Below are 16,039 nucleotides of genomic sequence, written 5' to 3'. Positions count from 1 at the left end.
TCTCATACGTTAGCAGCGACCGTGAGAACGTGCGTTCTCCACTTGAGGAGGAGATCATGCCCGACCGTCCGCCCCTGCCGCCCTTCACCCGTGAGACCGCCGCCCAGAAGGTCCAGGCCGCCGAGGACGCCTGGAACACCCGCGACCCGCAGCGCGTGGCGCTCGCCTACTCCGAGGACTCGGTCTGGCGCAACCGCGACGCCTTCGTCACCGGCCGCGCCGAGATCGTCGAGTTCCTCACCGCCAAGTGGGAGCGCGAACTGGAGTACGCGCTGCGCAAGGACCTGTGGGCCTTCGACGGCAACCGCATCGCGGTCCGCTTCCAGTACGAGTGCCACGACGCGGCCGGCCAGTGGTGGCGGTCGTACGGCAACGAACTCTGGGAGTTCGACGAGCACGGGCTGATGACCCGGCGCGAGGCCAGCATCAACGACGTCCGGATCGAGGAGCACGAACGCCGTCTCCACGGTCCGCGTCCGGAGTCCGAGCGGGGCCTGTCGTTCCCGCTCCGCCAGCACCCGCATAGGGTTCCGGGATGACCGATGCGACCTCGAAGTCCTTCCTCTACCTCGTCGTCTGCGCGGCCGGCATCGCCTCGGGCGTCGGCAAGCTGATCACCGCGGCCCAGGAACGGGGCTGGGAGGTCGGGGTCATCGCCACACCGGTCGCCATGAACGGCTTCTTCGACACCGCCGAGGCCGAGGCCCGCACCGGCCGCCCCGTCCGGTCGGCCTGGCGCCGGCCCTCCGACCCGCGCCCCTTCCCGCCGCCGGACGCGGTGGTCGTCGCCCCCGCCACCTTCAACACCGTCAACAAATGGGCCGCCGGGCTCGCCGACACCCTCGCCGTCGGCACCCTCTGCGAGGCCCTCGGCCTGGGTGTCCCGATCGCCGTCCTGCCCTGTGTCGCCGACGCGCTGGCCGCTCACCCCGCCTACCAGGAGAGCCTGAACCGGCTGCGCGGGCTGGGCGTCCGCTTCGGCGACCCGCACACCGGCGGAACCGAAGTGGACGGCCGGCGCCCCGAGTTCGCCTGGGAACGGGCGCTGGACCTGCTGGAGCGGGGCTGACGGCGTCCGATTACCGCCCAGTGACGCGGGACCGCACGGCGGGCCGACGTACGCTCGGCTCTGTACGACGTGATCTCGACGGTGGGAGACAACGATGGAGTACGTGAAGCTCGGCCGCACCGGTCTGGACGTGTCCCGGATCTGCCTCGGCTGCATGACCTACGGCCTGCCCGACCGCGGCACCCATGAGTGGACCCTCGACGAGGAGGCGTCCCGCCCGCTGATCCGGCAGGCGCTGGAGGCGGGCATCAACTTCTTCGACACCGCCAACGTCTACTCGGACGGCACCAGCGAGGAGATCGTCGGCAAGGCGCTGCGCGACTTCGCCCAGCGCGACGAGATCGTCCTCGCCACCAAGGTGCACGGCCGGATGCGCCCCGGCCCCAACGGCGGCGGTCTGTCCCGCAAGGCGATCCTCACGGAGATCGACCACAGCCTCAGCCGCCTCGGTACCGACTACGTCGATCTCTACCAGATCCACCGCTTCGACCACGACACGCCGATCGAGGAGACGATGGAGGCGCTGCACGACGTCGTCAAGGCGGGCAAGGCGCGGTACATCGGGGCGAGTTCGATGTACGCCTGGGAGTTCTCCAAGGCCCAGTACACGGCCGAGCGGAACGGCTGGACCAAGTTCGTCTCCATGCAGAACCACTACAACCTCCTCTACCGCGAAGAGGAGCGCGAGATGCTGCCGCTCTGCGCCGACCAGGGCGTGGGCGTGCTGCCGTGGAGCCCGCTGGCCCGGGGCCGCCTCACGCGCGACTGGGGCACGGTCACCGAGCGCAGCGCCAACGACAACTTCGGCGACCGCCTCTACCAGGAGGGCGACCGCGCGATCGTCGAGGCGGTCACCCGCATCGCCGGCGACCGGGGCGCCCCGCGAGCCCAGGTGGCCCTGTCCTGGCTCCTCCACCAGAAGACGGTGACGGCCCCGATCGTCGGCGCGTCCAAGCCCCAGCACATCGAGGACGCGGTCGCGGCAGTGGACCTGAAGCTCAGCGACAAGGAACTCGAAGAACTGGAGCAGCCCTACGGCCCCCATTCGATCGCCGGTCACTGAGGCGCGCCCCGCATCACAACCGCTCCGTCCCGCAAGGACCGGCCCCCTCGCTCTCAAGCAGGGGAACCCTCTCGCCGTTCATCGTCAATGTCCGGTAGTACTCCCCGATCCGCACCGCCGACCGCCCCACGTAGTGCCCGATGAACGACCGCCGGAACCGGTCCCCGGACCGGTTCGGCTGTGACCCGTGCACCAGACTCCCGTTGAAGAACAGCACATCCCCCGGCCCCATATCGACCGGCACCGTCACCAGCCCCTCCGGCGGAGCCACGTACTCCCGCGCGAACGACAGTTCCGCATCCGACTCCTCCGGGCAGAACAGCTCCATCCGGTGCGTCCCCGGCACCACCTCCAACCCGCCGTTGTCCCGGTCGATCTCCTCGCAGGCGACCCACGCGGCGACGCACGTTCCCGGTTCCACCCGCAGATAGAAGTTGTCCTGGTGCAGCGCCTGCCCCCGGGCCCCCGGCGGCTTGAAGTAGAACATGCTCTGCGCGGCCAGTACCTCCTCCGCGAAGAGCCCCTCCAGGATCACCCGCAGCCGCGCGTCCAGCAGGAACTCCCGTGCGATCGCGCTGATTTCATGCGGCTGCATGACACGGGGATACCGGTGGAGAGGATCCGCCGTCGGCCCCGGCCGGAAGTGGCCCGGCACGGGCCGCCCCGCCGCGTGCAGCGCCGCGAACTCCGCACACAACCCGTCGATCTCGTCGTACCCGAACAACCCGCGTACGACGGTGAACCCGTCCTCCTCGAACTGCCGCAGAATGGCGGTGTCGATGCCCGTGACTGTCATACCCGCGCTCCTCGGTCCGGTGCCCTGGGCCTGTCACGCTAGGCCGGCGCACTCGCGGAGAGGATGCCCATGACCGCTGAGGAATTGCCCGGGGCTGCTGTCCCCGCCCCGCCGCCGGGCATGGTCGTCACCGGCCGCTACGACCAGGGCCCCGGCTACCGGATCAACCGCCCGCAGGGGTCGAGCAGTTGGCTGTTCACCTGGACCACGGACGGCCGCGGCCTGCTCCGGCAGGGCACCGCACAGGCCCACGCCCGCCCCGGCGACCTGGTCGTCCTCGCCCCGGGCGTCCCGCACACCTACACGGTGGCGCCCGGCGCGAGCCGCTGGCGTTTCTGGTGGACCCACTGCCAGGCCCGCGCCGGCTGGGCCCAGTGGCTGGGCCCGTGCAACGTGGGCGACGGTGTGTACGCCGTCGGCGCCCCGGACGACACGCACGCCCGGATCGAAGCCGCCTTCCACCGGCTGCTGGCCGACTCCCGCTGGACCGGCAGCGGCGCGCCGCCCGCGGCCGTACCCGGCGAAGCGCCCGTCGCCGTCGCGTACGGCAGCGCCGCTCGCGAACTCGCCCTCTGCGCGCTGGAGGAGGTGGTCCTGCTCGCGACGGCCGGCGCGCACCGGACGCCACCCGGTCCGGACGCCCGGGACGGACGCGTGCGCCGCGCCGAGGAACTGATCGCCGCCGACCCGGGCGCCCCGCACACCGTCGGCACGCTCGCCGCGCGTGTCGCACTGTCGCCGTCCCGGTTCGCCCACCTCTTCACCCGGCAGACCGGCGTGCCCCCGATGCGCGCGTTGCGCGAGGCCCGGCTGCGACACGCCGCCCGACTGCTGGAGAGCACCGACCTGACCGTCGAGCGGGTCGCCGCCGCGTCCGGATTTCCCAGCCCCTTCCATTTCAACCGGGTTTTCCGCGAAAGTTACGGTGTCCCGCCCGGGGCCTACCGTTCCGGTGAACGTCCGTAAAACCCGCGGCCATTGGTTCGCGGACGCCGTCGGCCGAGCGGCATGCGCAGGTCGGGCCGTGGTTCAATGGTTGGTGTCGTCGGCGGGGCGGTCCGCCCCGAATCCCCGCCCGAATTACGATGTCGATACAACGACAATGCGTCGGCACACTCATTGACGTTTCGTCAAATTAGCGCAAGCTCCGGGCAATGCGCAAAACCCTGGGATCCCTTGTTCTGCGCTGCTGGCCTGTGCAAAGGTGTGCCGTGTCGGCATGCGGACAATTATTTTCACCCCCCGCATGCGCGAGGCCGCTCCCGTACGCCCCTCACGCTTCAAAAGAGCTGCCGACGGCGGACGTTCGAGGGCCGAACCCCCAACGGGCCCATCCGATCATGGCGTCGGCCGGGTCGCATACCGGTCGCATACCAGATGGTATGGACTAATCCCGCGTTGCGTCTGGAAGGAATGCCGCCGTGAATGACGCAGGCCTGGGGAATTCCCCTGCCCCCGCCCGGCCGTTCGACGTCACCGACGAGCAGCTCAGCGCCGAGCTCAAGCAATGGACGGGCGCCGCGCCCGCGCTGCACCCCGTCGGTGAACTCCTCGACCGGCACTGGGAAGCGGCCTTCGCCTACGCCCGTCTGTGCACCGACGGAACCCGCGGCGCGGGAATGCTCACCACCGCCGCATTCACCCGGCTTTTCGGTGAATCCCTCCGCCAGACCGGCCCCACCGCCGCCTGGCGTCCCCAACTCCTTGTCACCGTCCGTCGTATCGCCGCCGAATGGGACAACGACGGCCGCAGCGAACTCCTGCACCCCGAACTGCGCGTCGGCAAGGGGGAGCGGGCCGCCTCCCGGCTGCTCCCGCCCGCGAACCGGCGACTGCTCTCCCGCGCCTTCCAGCGCCTTACCCAGTCCTCACGGGCCGTGCTGTGGCACACCGAGGTCGAGTCGGAACCGCTGTCGACCCCCGCCGGACTGCTGGGCCTCGACGAGCAGGACACGGCGGTCGAACTGCGCCGGGCCCGCGAGCGGCTGCGCGAGGAGTGCCTCCAGGTGCACCGCGAACTCGCCCACGAGGACGAGTGCCAGCGGTACGTCCGGATGATCGACGTGACCTTCCGGCGTGGCGGCGTCGACATCGACCGGGACCTCCAGCAGCACCTCCACGGCTGCACCCACTGCCGGCACACCGCCGACCAGCTCCACCAGTTCAACGGCGGCCACGGCCTCGGCCTCGCCCTGGCCGAGGCCGTGCTCGGCTGGGGCGCCCACGCCTATGTGGAGTCGCGGGCCGGCCTCGCCGAGGAGCCCGCCGAACAGGAGGCCACGCCCCACGGCCGTCTCGCGGGCGGCGAGGCCTTCGCGCCGGCGCCGGGCGCGCCGGGCAAGGACCTGATCGTGCACCCCGCCCTCTCCCGCCGCGCCAAACAGCGGGCCGCCCGCCGGGTGCGCCACCGCAACCTCGCCGTGGCCGTGGGCGCGGTGAGCGGTCTGGTCGTACTGCCGCTGGTGCTGTGGTCGGTGCTCGGCTCAGGCGACGACTCCGGCCCGGCGGCCGCCGGCAAGCCCTCCGCCACGCCCGGCAAGGGCACCTCCAGCTCGGGCCCGTCCTGGATCGGCACCAGCCAGACCGCCCAGGGCACCCTGCGCGGGCGCCTGCACAACATCGCCTCCGGCCTGTGCATCGGCGTGGTCGGCAAGAAGCCCGCCAAGGGCGCCGAGACCGAACTCGCCGAGTGCTCCTCGGCCGCCGGCCAGCAGTGGACGTACGAGAACGACGGGCTGCTGCGCAACGGCGCCGACCCCGGCCTGTGCCTCGACTCGCACCTCGGCTACTCCGTCCGGCTCGCCCCGTGCTCGGCCGCCTCCGGGACCGGCGGCCGGAGCATCCGCTACGACTTCACCCTCCAGGGCGCCCTGGTGCCCCGCTGGGACCAGGACCTGGCGCTCGCCCCGGCCGCCACCGACGGCGGTGGCTCCCTGGTGGTCAAGACCCGGGCGAACGTCGCCGCCCAGCGCTGGGTGATGGACACCTCCCAGCCCGACCTGCAGATGCAGATCGTCAACTGGGACGCCGACACCACCCCGGCACCCACCCCGACCCCGTCGGCCACCCCCACGACCAAGGCCGCGAAGACCCCCGCCCCCACGCCGACGCCCACCCCGTCGGCGTCGAGGACGACCGCGCAGCCGACGCCGTCGAGCAGCGCCCCCGGCCACAACCCGTGCGAGGAGTACCCCGGCTACTGCTACGGCGGCGGCCAGTACGGCGACGGTCGGGGGTACGGCGGCGGCTACGGCGGCGGTGGTGGTGGTCAACGCGGCCACTGAGCCGGTACGGGCTCAGTGGTGGTGCGGCGGCGGGGGCGGCATCGTCGTCAGGTCCGGCGCCCCCTCCGGCCACACCAGCAGCACCGGGCACGGCGCGTGGTCGACGGCGAACCGCACCGCCTTGCCCAGGCTGTGCGGGCCCAGCCGGGACCGGTCGCCGTCCCTGGCCACGATCAGCAGAGCGGCGCCCTCTGTGGCGGCCACCACCTCCCGCTCCACGCGCCCGGTCCGCTCCAGCCGGGTGCACGGCCGCCCCAGCCGTGCCTCGGCCGCGTCCAGCAGTTCCGCCGCCGACCTGCCGCCGAACTCCACCAACCGCTGCTCCGGGTCTCGTTCCGAACCCGCCCGGCCCAGCAGCCCCGCGAACGCGCCGTGCGCGAGCCCGGGCACCCCCGGCTCGGCCACGTGCAGCAGCACCACCTCGGACGCGTCCCGCGCGTAGACACGCGCCGCGTCCACACAGGCGGGCCAGGTCCCCTCGACCAGCCAGACGATCACCCGCATGTCCATGGCCTCCCGCCTAGATCCCGACCACCTGGAGCGCCCCCCACAGTGCCACCACCGCACCGGCCAGCGCGGTCGGCACGGCGATCAGCCCCAGCCGGGTGAACTCCCCGAGGTCCACCCCGTGGTCGTGCTGGTGCACGATCCTGCGCCACAGCAGTGTCGCGAGGGAACCGGCGTAGGTGAGGTTCGGCCCGATGTTCACGCCGAGCAGCACCGCCAGCACCGCGCCCGGCCCCGTCTGCGCGGCCAGCGGCAGCAGCACAAGGACCGCCGGCAGGTTGTTGACGATGTTCGCCAGTACGGCGGCCAGCGCGGCGATGCCGAGCAGGGCCGGCAGCCCCGTGCCGCCCGGAAGGACCTGCCCGAGCGCGTCGGACAGCCCGTTGTCGACGACCGCCCGCACCACGATCCCGAGCGCGAGCACGAACGCCAGGAACGCGGGTGCGGCCGCCTTCACGACCGACAGCGGTGTCGCCTGCCGTCGTACCAGCGCCCGCCCGGCGAGCACCAGGGCACCCGCGCACGCGGCCCACGCCGGGTCGATCCCGAGGGCGGAGGTGAGCACGAACCCGGCGAGCGTGCAGGCCACCGTCACCAGCGCGAAGAGCGGGAGCCGGGGCGGCTCTCCGGTGTCCTTCGACCCCGGGGCCGCCGAGGACAGATCGCGGGCGAAGAACCGCCGGAACACCACGTACTCGGCGCCGATCGCCACCAGCCAGGGCAGCACCATCAGCGCCGCGAACCGGGTGAAGCTCAGCCCGCTCGCCGCGAACGCGAGCAGGTTCGTCAGATTGGACACCGGCAGCAGCAGCGAGGCGGTGTTCGACAGATGCGTGCAGGCGTAGACGTGCGGCTTGGCCCGCACCCCGGACCGGGCCGCCGTCGCGAACACCACCGGGGTCAGCAGTACCACCGTCGCGTCCAGACTCAGTACGGCGGTGATCACCGAGGCCAGGGCGAACACCGCGGTCAGCAGCCGTACCGGCCGGCCGTCCGCCCAGTGGGCCATCCACGCCCCGCAGGCCTTGAACAGCCCCTCCACGTCGCAGAAGTGGGCGAGTACCAGGACGGCGGCGAGGAAACCGACGACGGGGCCGAGCCGTTCGGCCTCCGCCCGGGTGTGGTCCAGCGAGATCGCCCCGGTGGCGATCACCACCCCCGCCGCCGGTACGGCGAGCACCGCCTCCGGCCAGCCGCGGGGCCGGATCACGGCCCAGGCGAGGACGGCGGCGAGCAGCAGGACGGACAGGGTTTCGGCGAGCGGGGTGTTCAGGGGGCGTTCCTCGGGGCGTGGTCAGGTGCGGCCCGCCCATGAAAGCAGACGGACCGATTACGAGGACCGGGTACCCGCCGTGCCCAGGAACTCAGCCCACCCGCCCGTCGGCTCCTGTCCCGGGTTCAGGGTACGCAGGGTGCGCAGCACCGCCGGGTCCTGCGCCTCCAGCCACGCCACCAACTGCTTGAAGGAGACGAAGCGCACATCGTCGTGCTCGGCCATCTTGCCGATCGCCTCCTCGACGGCGTCCATGTAGATGCCGCCGTTCCAGCGCTCGAAGTGGTTGCCGATGAAGAACGGCGCCCGGTTGGTGGAGTACGCCCGCTCGAAGCCCGCCAGATAGGTGTCGCGGGCCTGGGAACGCCAGGCGTCGTACTGGGACTTGTCGCCCAGCGGGTTACCGGCGGACTGGTTGTACATCATGTTGTAGTCCATCGACAGGACCTGGAAGGAGTGCCCGGAGAACGGTATGGACTGCAGGGGGAAGTCCCAGATGCGGTTGCCCTGCACCTTGCCCGGCCAGATCTGCAGACCGCCGGGAGAGCTGGCGTCGTACTTCCAGCCGAGCGCGGCCGCCGTCGGGAGCAGGTTGGTCTGGCCCTCCAGGCACGGGGTGCGGCCGCCGATCAGCTCCTTGCGGTAGTCGAAGGGCAGCGGGTCCAGGTCGGTGAAGCCGGTGTTGGTCTTCCACTTGGTGACGAAGTCGATCGCCTGGTCGATCTCGCTGCGCCACTCGGCGGGGGACCAGTTGCGCACACCGTCGCTGCCGCAGAAGTGCCCGTTGAAGTGGGTGCCGATCTCGTGGCCCTCCAGCCAGGCGGCGCGCACCTGCTGGAGCGTGTTGTGGATGTGCCGGTCGGAGAGGTAGCCGATCGCCGAGGCGCCGACGGCGTGCTGCGGCGGCCGGTAGAGGTCCTTCTTGGCCTCGGGCAGGGTGTAGATGCCGGACAGGAAGAAGGTCATCTTCGCTCCGTGGTCGGCTGCCACCTTGCGGAACCGGGAGAACAGCTTGTTGCTGAGTTCGCCCGCGCCGTCCCAGGAGAACACCACGAACTGCGGCGGCTTGGCGCCGGCCGCCAGGCGCGTCGCCTTCGGCTGGTGCGGCTGCGCGCCGGTGTCGGCGGTGGAGCCGTCCCCGATGAGCTTCAGCGGCTTGGCCGGCACGCCGCCGCTCTTGCCGCCGTCGGCCGAACTGCCGCCGCCCACGGTCCAGTTGCCGTTCGAGCACCCCGACACCGCGCCCAGTGCGCCGAGGGCGCCCGCCGTCGCGCCCGCCGTCAGGACCCGCCTGCGAGAGATGCCGCTCATGTCCGTCCCCGATTCCGTCGTCCCGGCCCCTCGCGGGGCCCTCCTGCTGTGTGGTCGACGGGTTCGATGAACGGGCCGGCGGAAAAGATCGGAGCCGAGGGCGTGTGTTGCACGCCTGTGACAGTTGTGGTCCGGACATGACGAACCCCGCTGCCCGGGGGGAGTGGGCAGCGGGGTCCGGGTGCGGGGTGGTCAGGACCCGGGCGGCCGGCGTTCGGGCCGGTCAGGCACCGGTACCGGCGCTGAACACGGACAGCCGTACGGAGGAGGCGTTGCCGGAGACCGGGACCGTGCCGCCCTTCCAGGTGACCATCAGCGAGTCACGCTCGTCCGGCGGGGTGACCTTCAGCGCGGCCGGGGTCGCCGTCTTGGCGCCGCTGATCTCCGGGTTGGAGAAGGTCAGCCCTGCCCAGGCGCTCTGGCCGGGCTTGAGGGTGACCGTGGCGGGGGTGCTGCCGGACTCTCGCTGCGGGTCGGAGCCCAGCTGGGTTCCGGAGGCGTTCACGAAGGCCGCGCCGGGGAAGCCGCGGACGGTGCAGGTCCGGCCCGACTTGTTGGTGAGCACGATCGGGAAGTTCTCCTGACCGGCTCCCGGGTTGTTGCCGCCCACCGAGGCGGTCAACTCGGAGGTGTGGCAGCGGCTGCCGGTCGCTGTGGTGGCGGTCGTCGTGCCGTCGCCGCCGCTCGTCGATCCGCCGCTGCCTGTCGTCGAGCCGGTGTTCTGGGACGCCGTGCCGGACGGGGCGGCACCGGTGTCCGACGCGCTCGAACCCGCCGAGTCGCCGGTCGCGGGCGCGGCCGTGCCCGACACCGACTCCGGCGACTTGCCCGGGCTGTCGTTGCCACAGGCGGTCAGGAGGCCCAGGGCGGCGACCGTGCTCGCGAGCAGGGCCGCCCCGCGCCGCAAGGACTGGGACGTGTGCGCCATGTCTCTCCACACTCCTGGATGTTCTACGGCACGCTGCGAGGGCGTGCCCGAGGCGCTCCGTGCGCCGTCACTCCCATCCGATGCGAGAAACGGCGGAAAAGTTCGAGGGCACGCCGTGGTTCATCGAGTCAGGTGACCCGGATCGACCGGATTATGCCGTCCGTGGCGGTGTCGTCGACGGCTGCCTTCTGCCGTACCTGGACATACACCTGGGGCTGGTCGTCCCCGTCGGCCGGGGCGAGTGCCGCTTCCTGGATCGAGCCGCCGGCGCCGGAACAGTCGCTCCAGGTGCGGACCCGGCCCTTCCAGGACGTGCTCGTGAAGGTGCGGCTGCCGTCGTAGTGGCACTGCGCATGGGACAGGGCGTTCATCTTGGCCGTGACGTCGCCGTGTTCGCTCAGGCCGATGAACACGCCGTTCACCGCGGTGGTCAGGTCCTGCCACTTCGACACGTCGTCGGCGACCTCCAGCCCCGGCTCGTGCCCCGAGGCCAGCCCCAGGGCCTTGGGATTCCAGCCGGAGCTGCGCAGCTCACCCGCCCACCCGGACGGCACCTCGGCCACCACCCGCCCGGTGGAGTCGGTGACCTTCGCCCCGTCGCCCGCCGAGCCGTTCCGGTCGACCAGCGTGACCGCGAGGGCCGTGCCCCCGGCCGCGAGGACCGCGGCGACAGTCAGCGTGATCGCGTTGAGGTTCCTGCGGACGCCGTCCAGGCGCCGTGGCCGGCGCGCCGCGGCGGCTGCCGCCAGCCGGTCCAGCTCGTCCGCGAAGGCCTGCGCGGAAGGCCAGCGCCGCTGCCGGTCCGGCTCCAGGGCCCGCATCAGGGCCCGCTGGACGTCGTCCCCGAGGTCCGGCCGCAGCCGCTCCGGCCGCACCACCTTCCCGGGCGCCCCCGGCACCGTCCCGGTGACCAGCTCGTAGCCCACCGCACCCAGCGCGTACACGTCGGCGCGTGCGTCGACGCCCTCGCCGGGCTCGGCCTGCTCCGGCGGCTGATAGCCCGCCGACCCGGCGGCGAGCGTGAGCCCCGACGCCTGCGCCAGGCTCTTCGCCAGCCCCAGGTCGGCCAGCAGCACCCGTCGGGTGCCGTCCTGCGTGGTGCGCAGCAGGACATTGGTCGGCTTGATGTCCCGGTGCACGATCCCCGCCCCGTGCAGATCCGCCGCGCCGCGCGCCGCCAGCGCCGTCAGCCGCAGCGCGTCGAGGACCGGCAGCGGCCCCGCCGCGAGCAGATCGGCGAGGGTGCCCGCGTCGGCGTACTCCATCACGAAGTACGGCCGCCCGTCCGGGAGCTCGCCGATGTCGTAGACCTGCACCACCCGCTTCGAGTCGGCCCGGCGCAGCAGTCGCGCCTCGGACAGGAAGCGGTCGTGGATGTCGAGACGGTGGGACCAGTTGTCGGCGAGCACCTTCACCGCGACCGAGGCGTCCAACTGGTCGTCGTGGGCGAGCCAGACCGTCCCGAAGGCACCGGTGCCCAGGCGCCGTTCGAGGCGATAGCGGCCGATCCGCTCCAGGGGTTGCATACGACTATCATGCCTGGCCTGAGATCGACTTCGAGGGGGACCTCCCGTGCCGGACGCCGCGCTGACCGAAGACCTCGCCCGGCGGGCCGCCGCCGGCGACCAGCTGGCCCTGAACCAGCTGCTGGCAGAGGTCTGGCCCGACGTCGTACGACGCTGCGCCCGGTTTCTGCCGTGCCGCGAGGACGCCGAGGAGGCGGCCCAGGACGTGCTGCTCCAGATCTCCCGGAAGATCTCCACCTTCGAGGGCCGCAGCCGCTTCAGCACCTGGCTGTACACGGTCGTCGCCAACTGTTCCCGGCAGAAGTACCGGGACCTGAAGCGGCGGGCGGCGGAGCAGCCGGCGACCATCGAACCGGCCGAGCACGTCGACCCGCGCACCACCAGCGTGATCGCCGGTTCCCGGATCGATCTGCTGGAGGCGCTGGACCGGCTGGAGCGGGAGCATCCGCAGCTGGTCGCGCCGCTGGTGTACCGGGACATCTGCCAGCTGGACTACGCCGAGGTCGCCGAACGGGTGGGGATTCCGCTGGGGACGCTGAAGTCGCGGCTGCATGAGGCCCGTAAGCAGGTCCGGCCCTGGCTCAGCGCGCCGTGACAGGCGATGAACAAGGCAAGGAGCAACAAATAAGGCAAGGAGTTCACCCACTCCTTGCCACTCTCAACTTATAGCGCACAGGGGGGCTTGCGGCAAGGCCCCCCTCGTCCCGCAAAATCGCAGGCCGAAGCCAGAACCAGCGGTATTTGGGGGATTCGCCAAGTGCGTGTGTTGTTGATGGGATACGGATCGCGCGGGGACGTCGAACCGATGGCGGGACTCGGGTCGGCGCTGCGGGGACTCGGCGCGGAGGTACGGGTGTGCGCCCCGCCGGACCAGGAGTTCGCCGAGCTGCTGGCCCGGGCGGGCGTGGCGCATGTGCCGTTGGGGCCGTCGGTGCGCTCGGTGGTGACCAGGCCGAATCCGCAGCCGTCGGACGCGTTCCGGCTCGCTGCCGACCTGGTCGCCGCGCACTTCGACGTGGTCGCCGCCGCGGCCGATGGGTGCGACGCGGTGGTGGCGACCGGCCTGATGCCGGCCGGCGTGCGGTCCGTGACCGAGAAGCTGGGCATCCGGTACGTGTTCGCGTGCCCCCATCCCTTCGGGATGCCGTCCTCGCACTTTCCGCCGTCGGGCCGCCCCGGCCGCCCGGCCCCGCCGGACGCCGACCTGCGGACGCTGTGGAAGGTGGACGCCGAGCGGGTGAACGCGCTGTACGGCGAGGCCCTGAACACCCATCGGGCGGCGATCGGACTGCCACCGGTGGACGACGTCCGCGCCCACGTCCTCACCGGCCGGCCGTGGCTGGCGGCGGACCCGGTTCTGGGACCGTGGCAGGAGCTGACGGACTTCGACCTGGTGCAGACCGGGGCATGGCTGCTGCCGGACGAGCGCCCGCTTCCGGGCGAGCTGGCGGCCTTCCTGGCGGCCGGTGAGCCGCCGGTATACGTCGGCTTCGGCAGCATGGCGATGCGCGGCGCGCCGGACGCCGCCCGGGCGGCCGTCGAGGCGGTGCGCGCCCGGGGCCGTCGGGTGCTCGTCGGGCGCGGCTGGGCCGACCTCGCCCCGATCGACGACCGGGACGACTGCCTCGAGATCGGCGAGGTCAACCACCAGGCGCTGTTCCGGCAGGTGGCCGCCGTCGTCCACCACGGCGGCGCGGGCACCACGACGACCGCCGCCCTGGCCGGCGTGCCCCAGGTGGTCGTCCCCCAGATCGTGGACCAGCCGCACTGGGCCGCCCGGGTGGCCGCGCTGGGCATCGGCGTGGCCCACGACGGGCCGGCCCCGACCGCCGACTCCCTGTCGGCCGCGCTCGCGACCGCCCTCGCCCCCGGGACCCGCGCCCGTGCGGCCGCCGTGGCCGGAGACATCCGCCCCGACGGCGCGACGGTCGCCGCGAAGCTCCTGCTCGACGAGGCCGGCCGGGAGACACCGCCCGTCTCCGCGTGAGGCGCACGGATGTCCCGTGAAGCCCACGGCTGTCCCGTGCGGCGCATGGACTTCCATGAACCGCACGCAAGCAGAGCCGCCCGCACCCGGTACCCCCAACGGAGCTGATGCAGTGAACCCCCTGACCACCCGTGCCTTCGACCTCCCCCAAGGCCTCTCCGCCAAGGCCGCCCCGGCCCTGATCGACGACGACGAGCGACACTTCGCCGCCATCGCGCGCTGCCTCGACGAGACGATCGCCGACCTTTCCGACCGCCTCGACACCGAACTCAGGGCGCCCGGCGGAACCGGCCGGGCCGCGATGGACCGGGACATCGAGGTCCACCGGCTGACCGGACGGCTGCGCACCCTGCGCCGCTTCGGCCTGGACCTGTGCCTGGGGCACATGGTCGCCGCGGACGACCCCGAGCCCGTGTACATCGGCCGGCTCGGCCTCACCGACAGCGAGGGCCGTCGGCTGCTGCTCGACTGGCGGTCACCGGCGGCCGAGCCGTTCTTCGCGGCGACCCACGCCGACCCGATGGGGCTGCGCAGCCGCCGCAGGTACCGCTGGACCGGTGGCCGGATCAGCGACTACTGGGACGAGGTGTTCACCGCCGACGGGCTCGAAGGGCACGCCGCGCTCGACGACCAGTCCGCCTTCATCGCGAGCCTCGGCGCCGACCGGTCGGAGCGGATGCGGGACGTGCTCGCCACCATCCAGGCCGACCAGGACGCCATCATCCGCGCGGGATCCCGGGGCGCCCTCGTCGTCGACGGCGGCCCGGGCACCGGAAAGACGGTCGTCGCCCTGCACCGCACCGCCCACCTGCTGTACTCCGACCCGCGCCTCGGGCACCGCCGGGGCGGTGTGCTGTTCGTCGGCCCGCACCGGCCCTACCTGAACTACGTCTCCGACGTGCTGCCCAGCCTCGGCGAGGAGGGCGTGCAGACCTGCGTCCTGGCCGACCTCGTCGACGAAGGAGCCGCGGCGACCCCCGAGGCCGACCCCGAGGTGGCCCGCCTGAAGTCGACCGTGGACATGGTGAGGGCGATCGAGACTGCCGTCCGTTTCTATGAGGAGCCGCCCGCCGAGGGGATGACGGTCGCCACCGACTGGGGCGACCTGTGGCTGAGCGCCGACGACTGGGCCGACGCGTTCCGGGGACCGGGGCCGGGCACACCGCACAACGAGGGCCGCGACCAGATCTGGGAGGAACTGACGACCCTCCTGCTGGACAAGTACGCCGGCGACGACGTCCCGCCCGACCGGTTCCGCAGGTCGCTCCAGCAGGACAGGGAGCTGGTCGACACCCTGAACGGCGCCTGGCCGCTGCTGGAGGCCACCGACCTGGTCGGGGACCTGTGGTCGGTGCCCGCCTATCTGCGGATGTGCGCCCCCTGGCTCGACCGCGACGCCGTACGGCTGCTCCAGCGTGCCGACGCCCAGGCCTGGACGGTGTCCGACCTGCCGCTCCTGGACGCGGCCCGGCAGCGGCTCGGCGACCCGGAGGCGGCCCGGCGCAGGCAGCGGCAGGAGGCCGCGCTCGCCGCCCAGCGCGAGCGCATGGCACAGGTCGTCGACAACCTGATCGGGGCCGCCGTCGACTCCGGCGCCGACGGTGACGACGGCGAGGGCCTGGTACGGATGCTGCGCGGCGAGGACGCCAAGGTCAGCCTGGTCGACGAGTCCGAACTGCCCACCCTCACCCCGGACCTTCTCGCCGGCCCGTTCGCGCACATCGTCGTCGACGAGGCCCAGGAACTGACCGACGCGGAATGGCAGATGCTGCTGCTGCGCTGCCCGTCCCGGAGCTTCACCATCGTCGGGGACCGCGCCCAGGCCAGGCACGGGTTCACGGAGTCGTGGCGGGAACGCCTGGAGCGGGTCGGATTCGACCGGATCACCCTGGCCTCGCTCAGCATCAACTACCGCACACCGGAAGAGATCATGGCGGAGGCCGAGCCGGTCATCCGGGCCGCGCTCCCGGACGCCAACGTGCCGACCTCGATCCGCGGCAGCGGCCTGCCCGTCGTCCACGGATCCGTCGAGCAGCTGACCCCGGTCCTGGAGGGCTGGCTCGCCGCCCACGCCGAGGGCATCGCCTGCGTCATCGGCGATCCCGCCTTCACCCCGACGCCCCGGATCCGGTCGCTGACCCCGGAGCTGTCGAAGGGGCTCGAATTCGACCTGGTCGTCCTCGTCGACCCGGAGGACTTCGGCACGGGCGTCGAGGGCGCCGTCGACCGCTATGTCGCCATGACCCGGGCGACCCGGCAACTGGTCGTGCTGAAGAGCACCTCCTAGTTCTAGCT

The 16,039-nt window shown here is 72.3% G+C and carries 14 protein-coding genes; 8 read left to right on the top strand and 6 right to left on the bottom strand.

Annotated features, from left to right (window positions below):
- The first annotated feature begins 56 nt into the window (after positions 1-56).
- The 3 genes from ACZ7OO_RS05735 to ACZ7OO_RS05725 all read left to right on the top strand — a co-directional run bounded on the left by ACZ7OO_RS05735 (position 57) and on the right by ACZ7OO_RS05725 (position 2,132).
- Positions 57-539 carry a nuclear transport factor 2 family protein gene (locus ACZ7OO_RS05735; RefSeq protein ID WP_471501827.1) on the top strand — a complete coding sequence of 161 codons (483 nt, stop codon included), beginning with the start codon at positions 57-59 and terminating at the stop codon, positions 537-539.
- On the top strand, positions 536-1,069 hold the full coding sequence (locus ACZ7OO_RS05730) for a flavoprotein (RefSeq protein WP_471501825.1): 534 nt from the start codon (positions 536-538) through the stop codon (positions 1,067-1,069). Before ACZ7OO_RS05735 ends, ACZ7OO_RS05730 begins: the two co-directional genes overlap by 4 nt.
- Positions 1,070-1,163: 94 nt before the next feature.
- On the top strand, positions 1,164-2,132 hold the full coding sequence (locus tag ACZ7OO_RS05725) for an aldo/keto reductase (RefSeq protein ID WP_471501823.1): 969 nt from the start codon (positions 1,164-1,166) through the stop codon (positions 2,130-2,132).
- Positions 2,133-2,145: 13 nt separating this feature from the next.
- On the opposite strand, the gene ACZ7OO_RS05720 is transcribed toward ACZ7OO_RS05725, so the two are convergent.
- The gene (locus tag ACZ7OO_RS05720; RefSeq protein WP_471501821.1) at positions 2,146-2,928 is read right to left on the bottom strand and encodes a phytanoyl-CoA dioxygenase family protein; all 783 of its coding nucleotides are present in this window, start codon (positions 2,926-2,928) and stop codon (positions 2,146-2,148) included.
- 63 nt (positions 2,929-2,991) lie between these two features.
- Here ACZ7OO_RS05720 and ACZ7OO_RS05715 point away from each other — a divergent pair, with 63 nt between their 5' ends.
- Positions 2,992-3,894 carry a helix-turn-helix domain-containing protein gene (locus tag ACZ7OO_RS05715; RefSeq protein ID WP_471501819.1) on the top strand — a complete coding sequence of 301 codons (903 nt, stop codon included), beginning with the start codon at positions 2,992-2,994 and terminating at the stop codon, positions 3,892-3,894.
- A 455-nt stretch (positions 3,895-4,349) separates the two neighbouring features.
- Positions 4,350-6,212: an RICIN domain-containing protein gene (locus ACZ7OO_RS05710; protein ID WP_471501817.1), complete on the top strand. Its 1,863-nt coding sequence runs from the start codon at positions 4,350-4,352 to the stop codon at positions 6,210-6,212.
- A gap of 12 nt (positions 6,213-6,224) precedes the next feature.
- On the opposite strand, the gene ACZ7OO_RS05705 is transcribed toward ACZ7OO_RS05710, so the two are convergent.
- From ACZ7OO_RS05705 to ACZ7OO_RS05685, 5 genes are all read right to left on the bottom strand, one after another.
- A complete protein-coding gene (locus tag ACZ7OO_RS05705; RefSeq protein ID WP_471502344.1) occupies positions 6,225-6,716 on the bottom strand; it encodes a universal stress protein in 492 nt (163 codons plus the stop codon).
- A gap of 16 nt (positions 6,717-6,732) precedes the next feature.
- Complete coding sequence (locus ACZ7OO_RS05700) at positions 6,733-7,992, bottom strand: arsenic transporter (protein ID WP_352219222.1); 1,260 nt, start codon at positions 7,990-7,992, stop codon at positions 6,733-6,735.
- A 57-nt stretch (positions 7,993-8,049) separates the two neighbouring features.
- Positions 8,050-9,303: a polysaccharide deacetylase family protein gene (locus ACZ7OO_RS05695; protein ID WP_471501815.1), complete on the bottom strand. Its 1,254-nt coding sequence runs from the start codon at positions 9,301-9,303 to the stop codon at positions 8,050-8,052.
- Positions 9,304-9,526: 223 nt separating this feature from the next.
- Positions 9,527-10,231 carry a DUF4232 domain-containing protein gene (locus tag ACZ7OO_RS05690; RefSeq protein ID WP_471501813.1) on the bottom strand — a complete coding sequence of 235 codons (705 nt, stop codon included), beginning with the start codon at positions 10,229-10,231 and terminating at the stop codon, positions 9,527-9,529.
- A gap of 128 nt (positions 10,232-10,359) precedes the next feature.
- Complete coding sequence (locus tag ACZ7OO_RS05685) at positions 10,360-11,757, bottom strand: serine/threonine-protein kinase (protein WP_471501811.1); 1,398 nt, start codon at positions 11,755-11,757, stop codon at positions 10,360-10,362.
- 46 nt (positions 11,758-11,803) lie between these two features.
- Between ACZ7OO_RS05685 and ACZ7OO_RS05680 the strand changes: the two genes are divergently transcribed.
- From ACZ7OO_RS05680 to helR, 3 genes are all read left to right on the top strand, one after another.
- The gene (locus ACZ7OO_RS05680; protein WP_471501809.1) at positions 11,804-12,352 is read left to right on the top strand and encodes an RNA polymerase sigma factor; all 549 of its coding nucleotides are present in this window, start codon (positions 11,804-11,806) and stop codon (positions 12,350-12,352) included.
- 162 nt (positions 12,353-12,514) lie between these two features.
- Positions 12,515-13,744: a glycosyltransferase gene (locus tag ACZ7OO_RS05675; protein ID WP_471501807.1), complete on the top strand. Its 1,230-nt coding sequence runs from the start codon at positions 12,515-12,517 to the stop codon at positions 13,742-13,744.
- Between the two features lie 112 nt (positions 13,745-13,856).
- Positions 13,857-16,031 (top strand): RNA polymerase recycling motor ATPase HelR, encoded by a 2,175-nt coding sequence (gene helR, locus ACZ7OO_RS05670; RefSeq protein ID WP_471501805.1) that lies wholly within the window; start codon positions 13,857-13,859, stop codon positions 16,029-16,031.
- The last annotated feature ends 8 nt before the right edge of the window (positions 16,032-16,039 follow it).

This window comes from Streptomyces sp. NPDC111744, assembly GCF_055634995.1.
The sequence above is the reverse complement of the archived record's forward strand: the minus strand, read 5'-3'. Positions and strand labels throughout refer to the sequence as shown.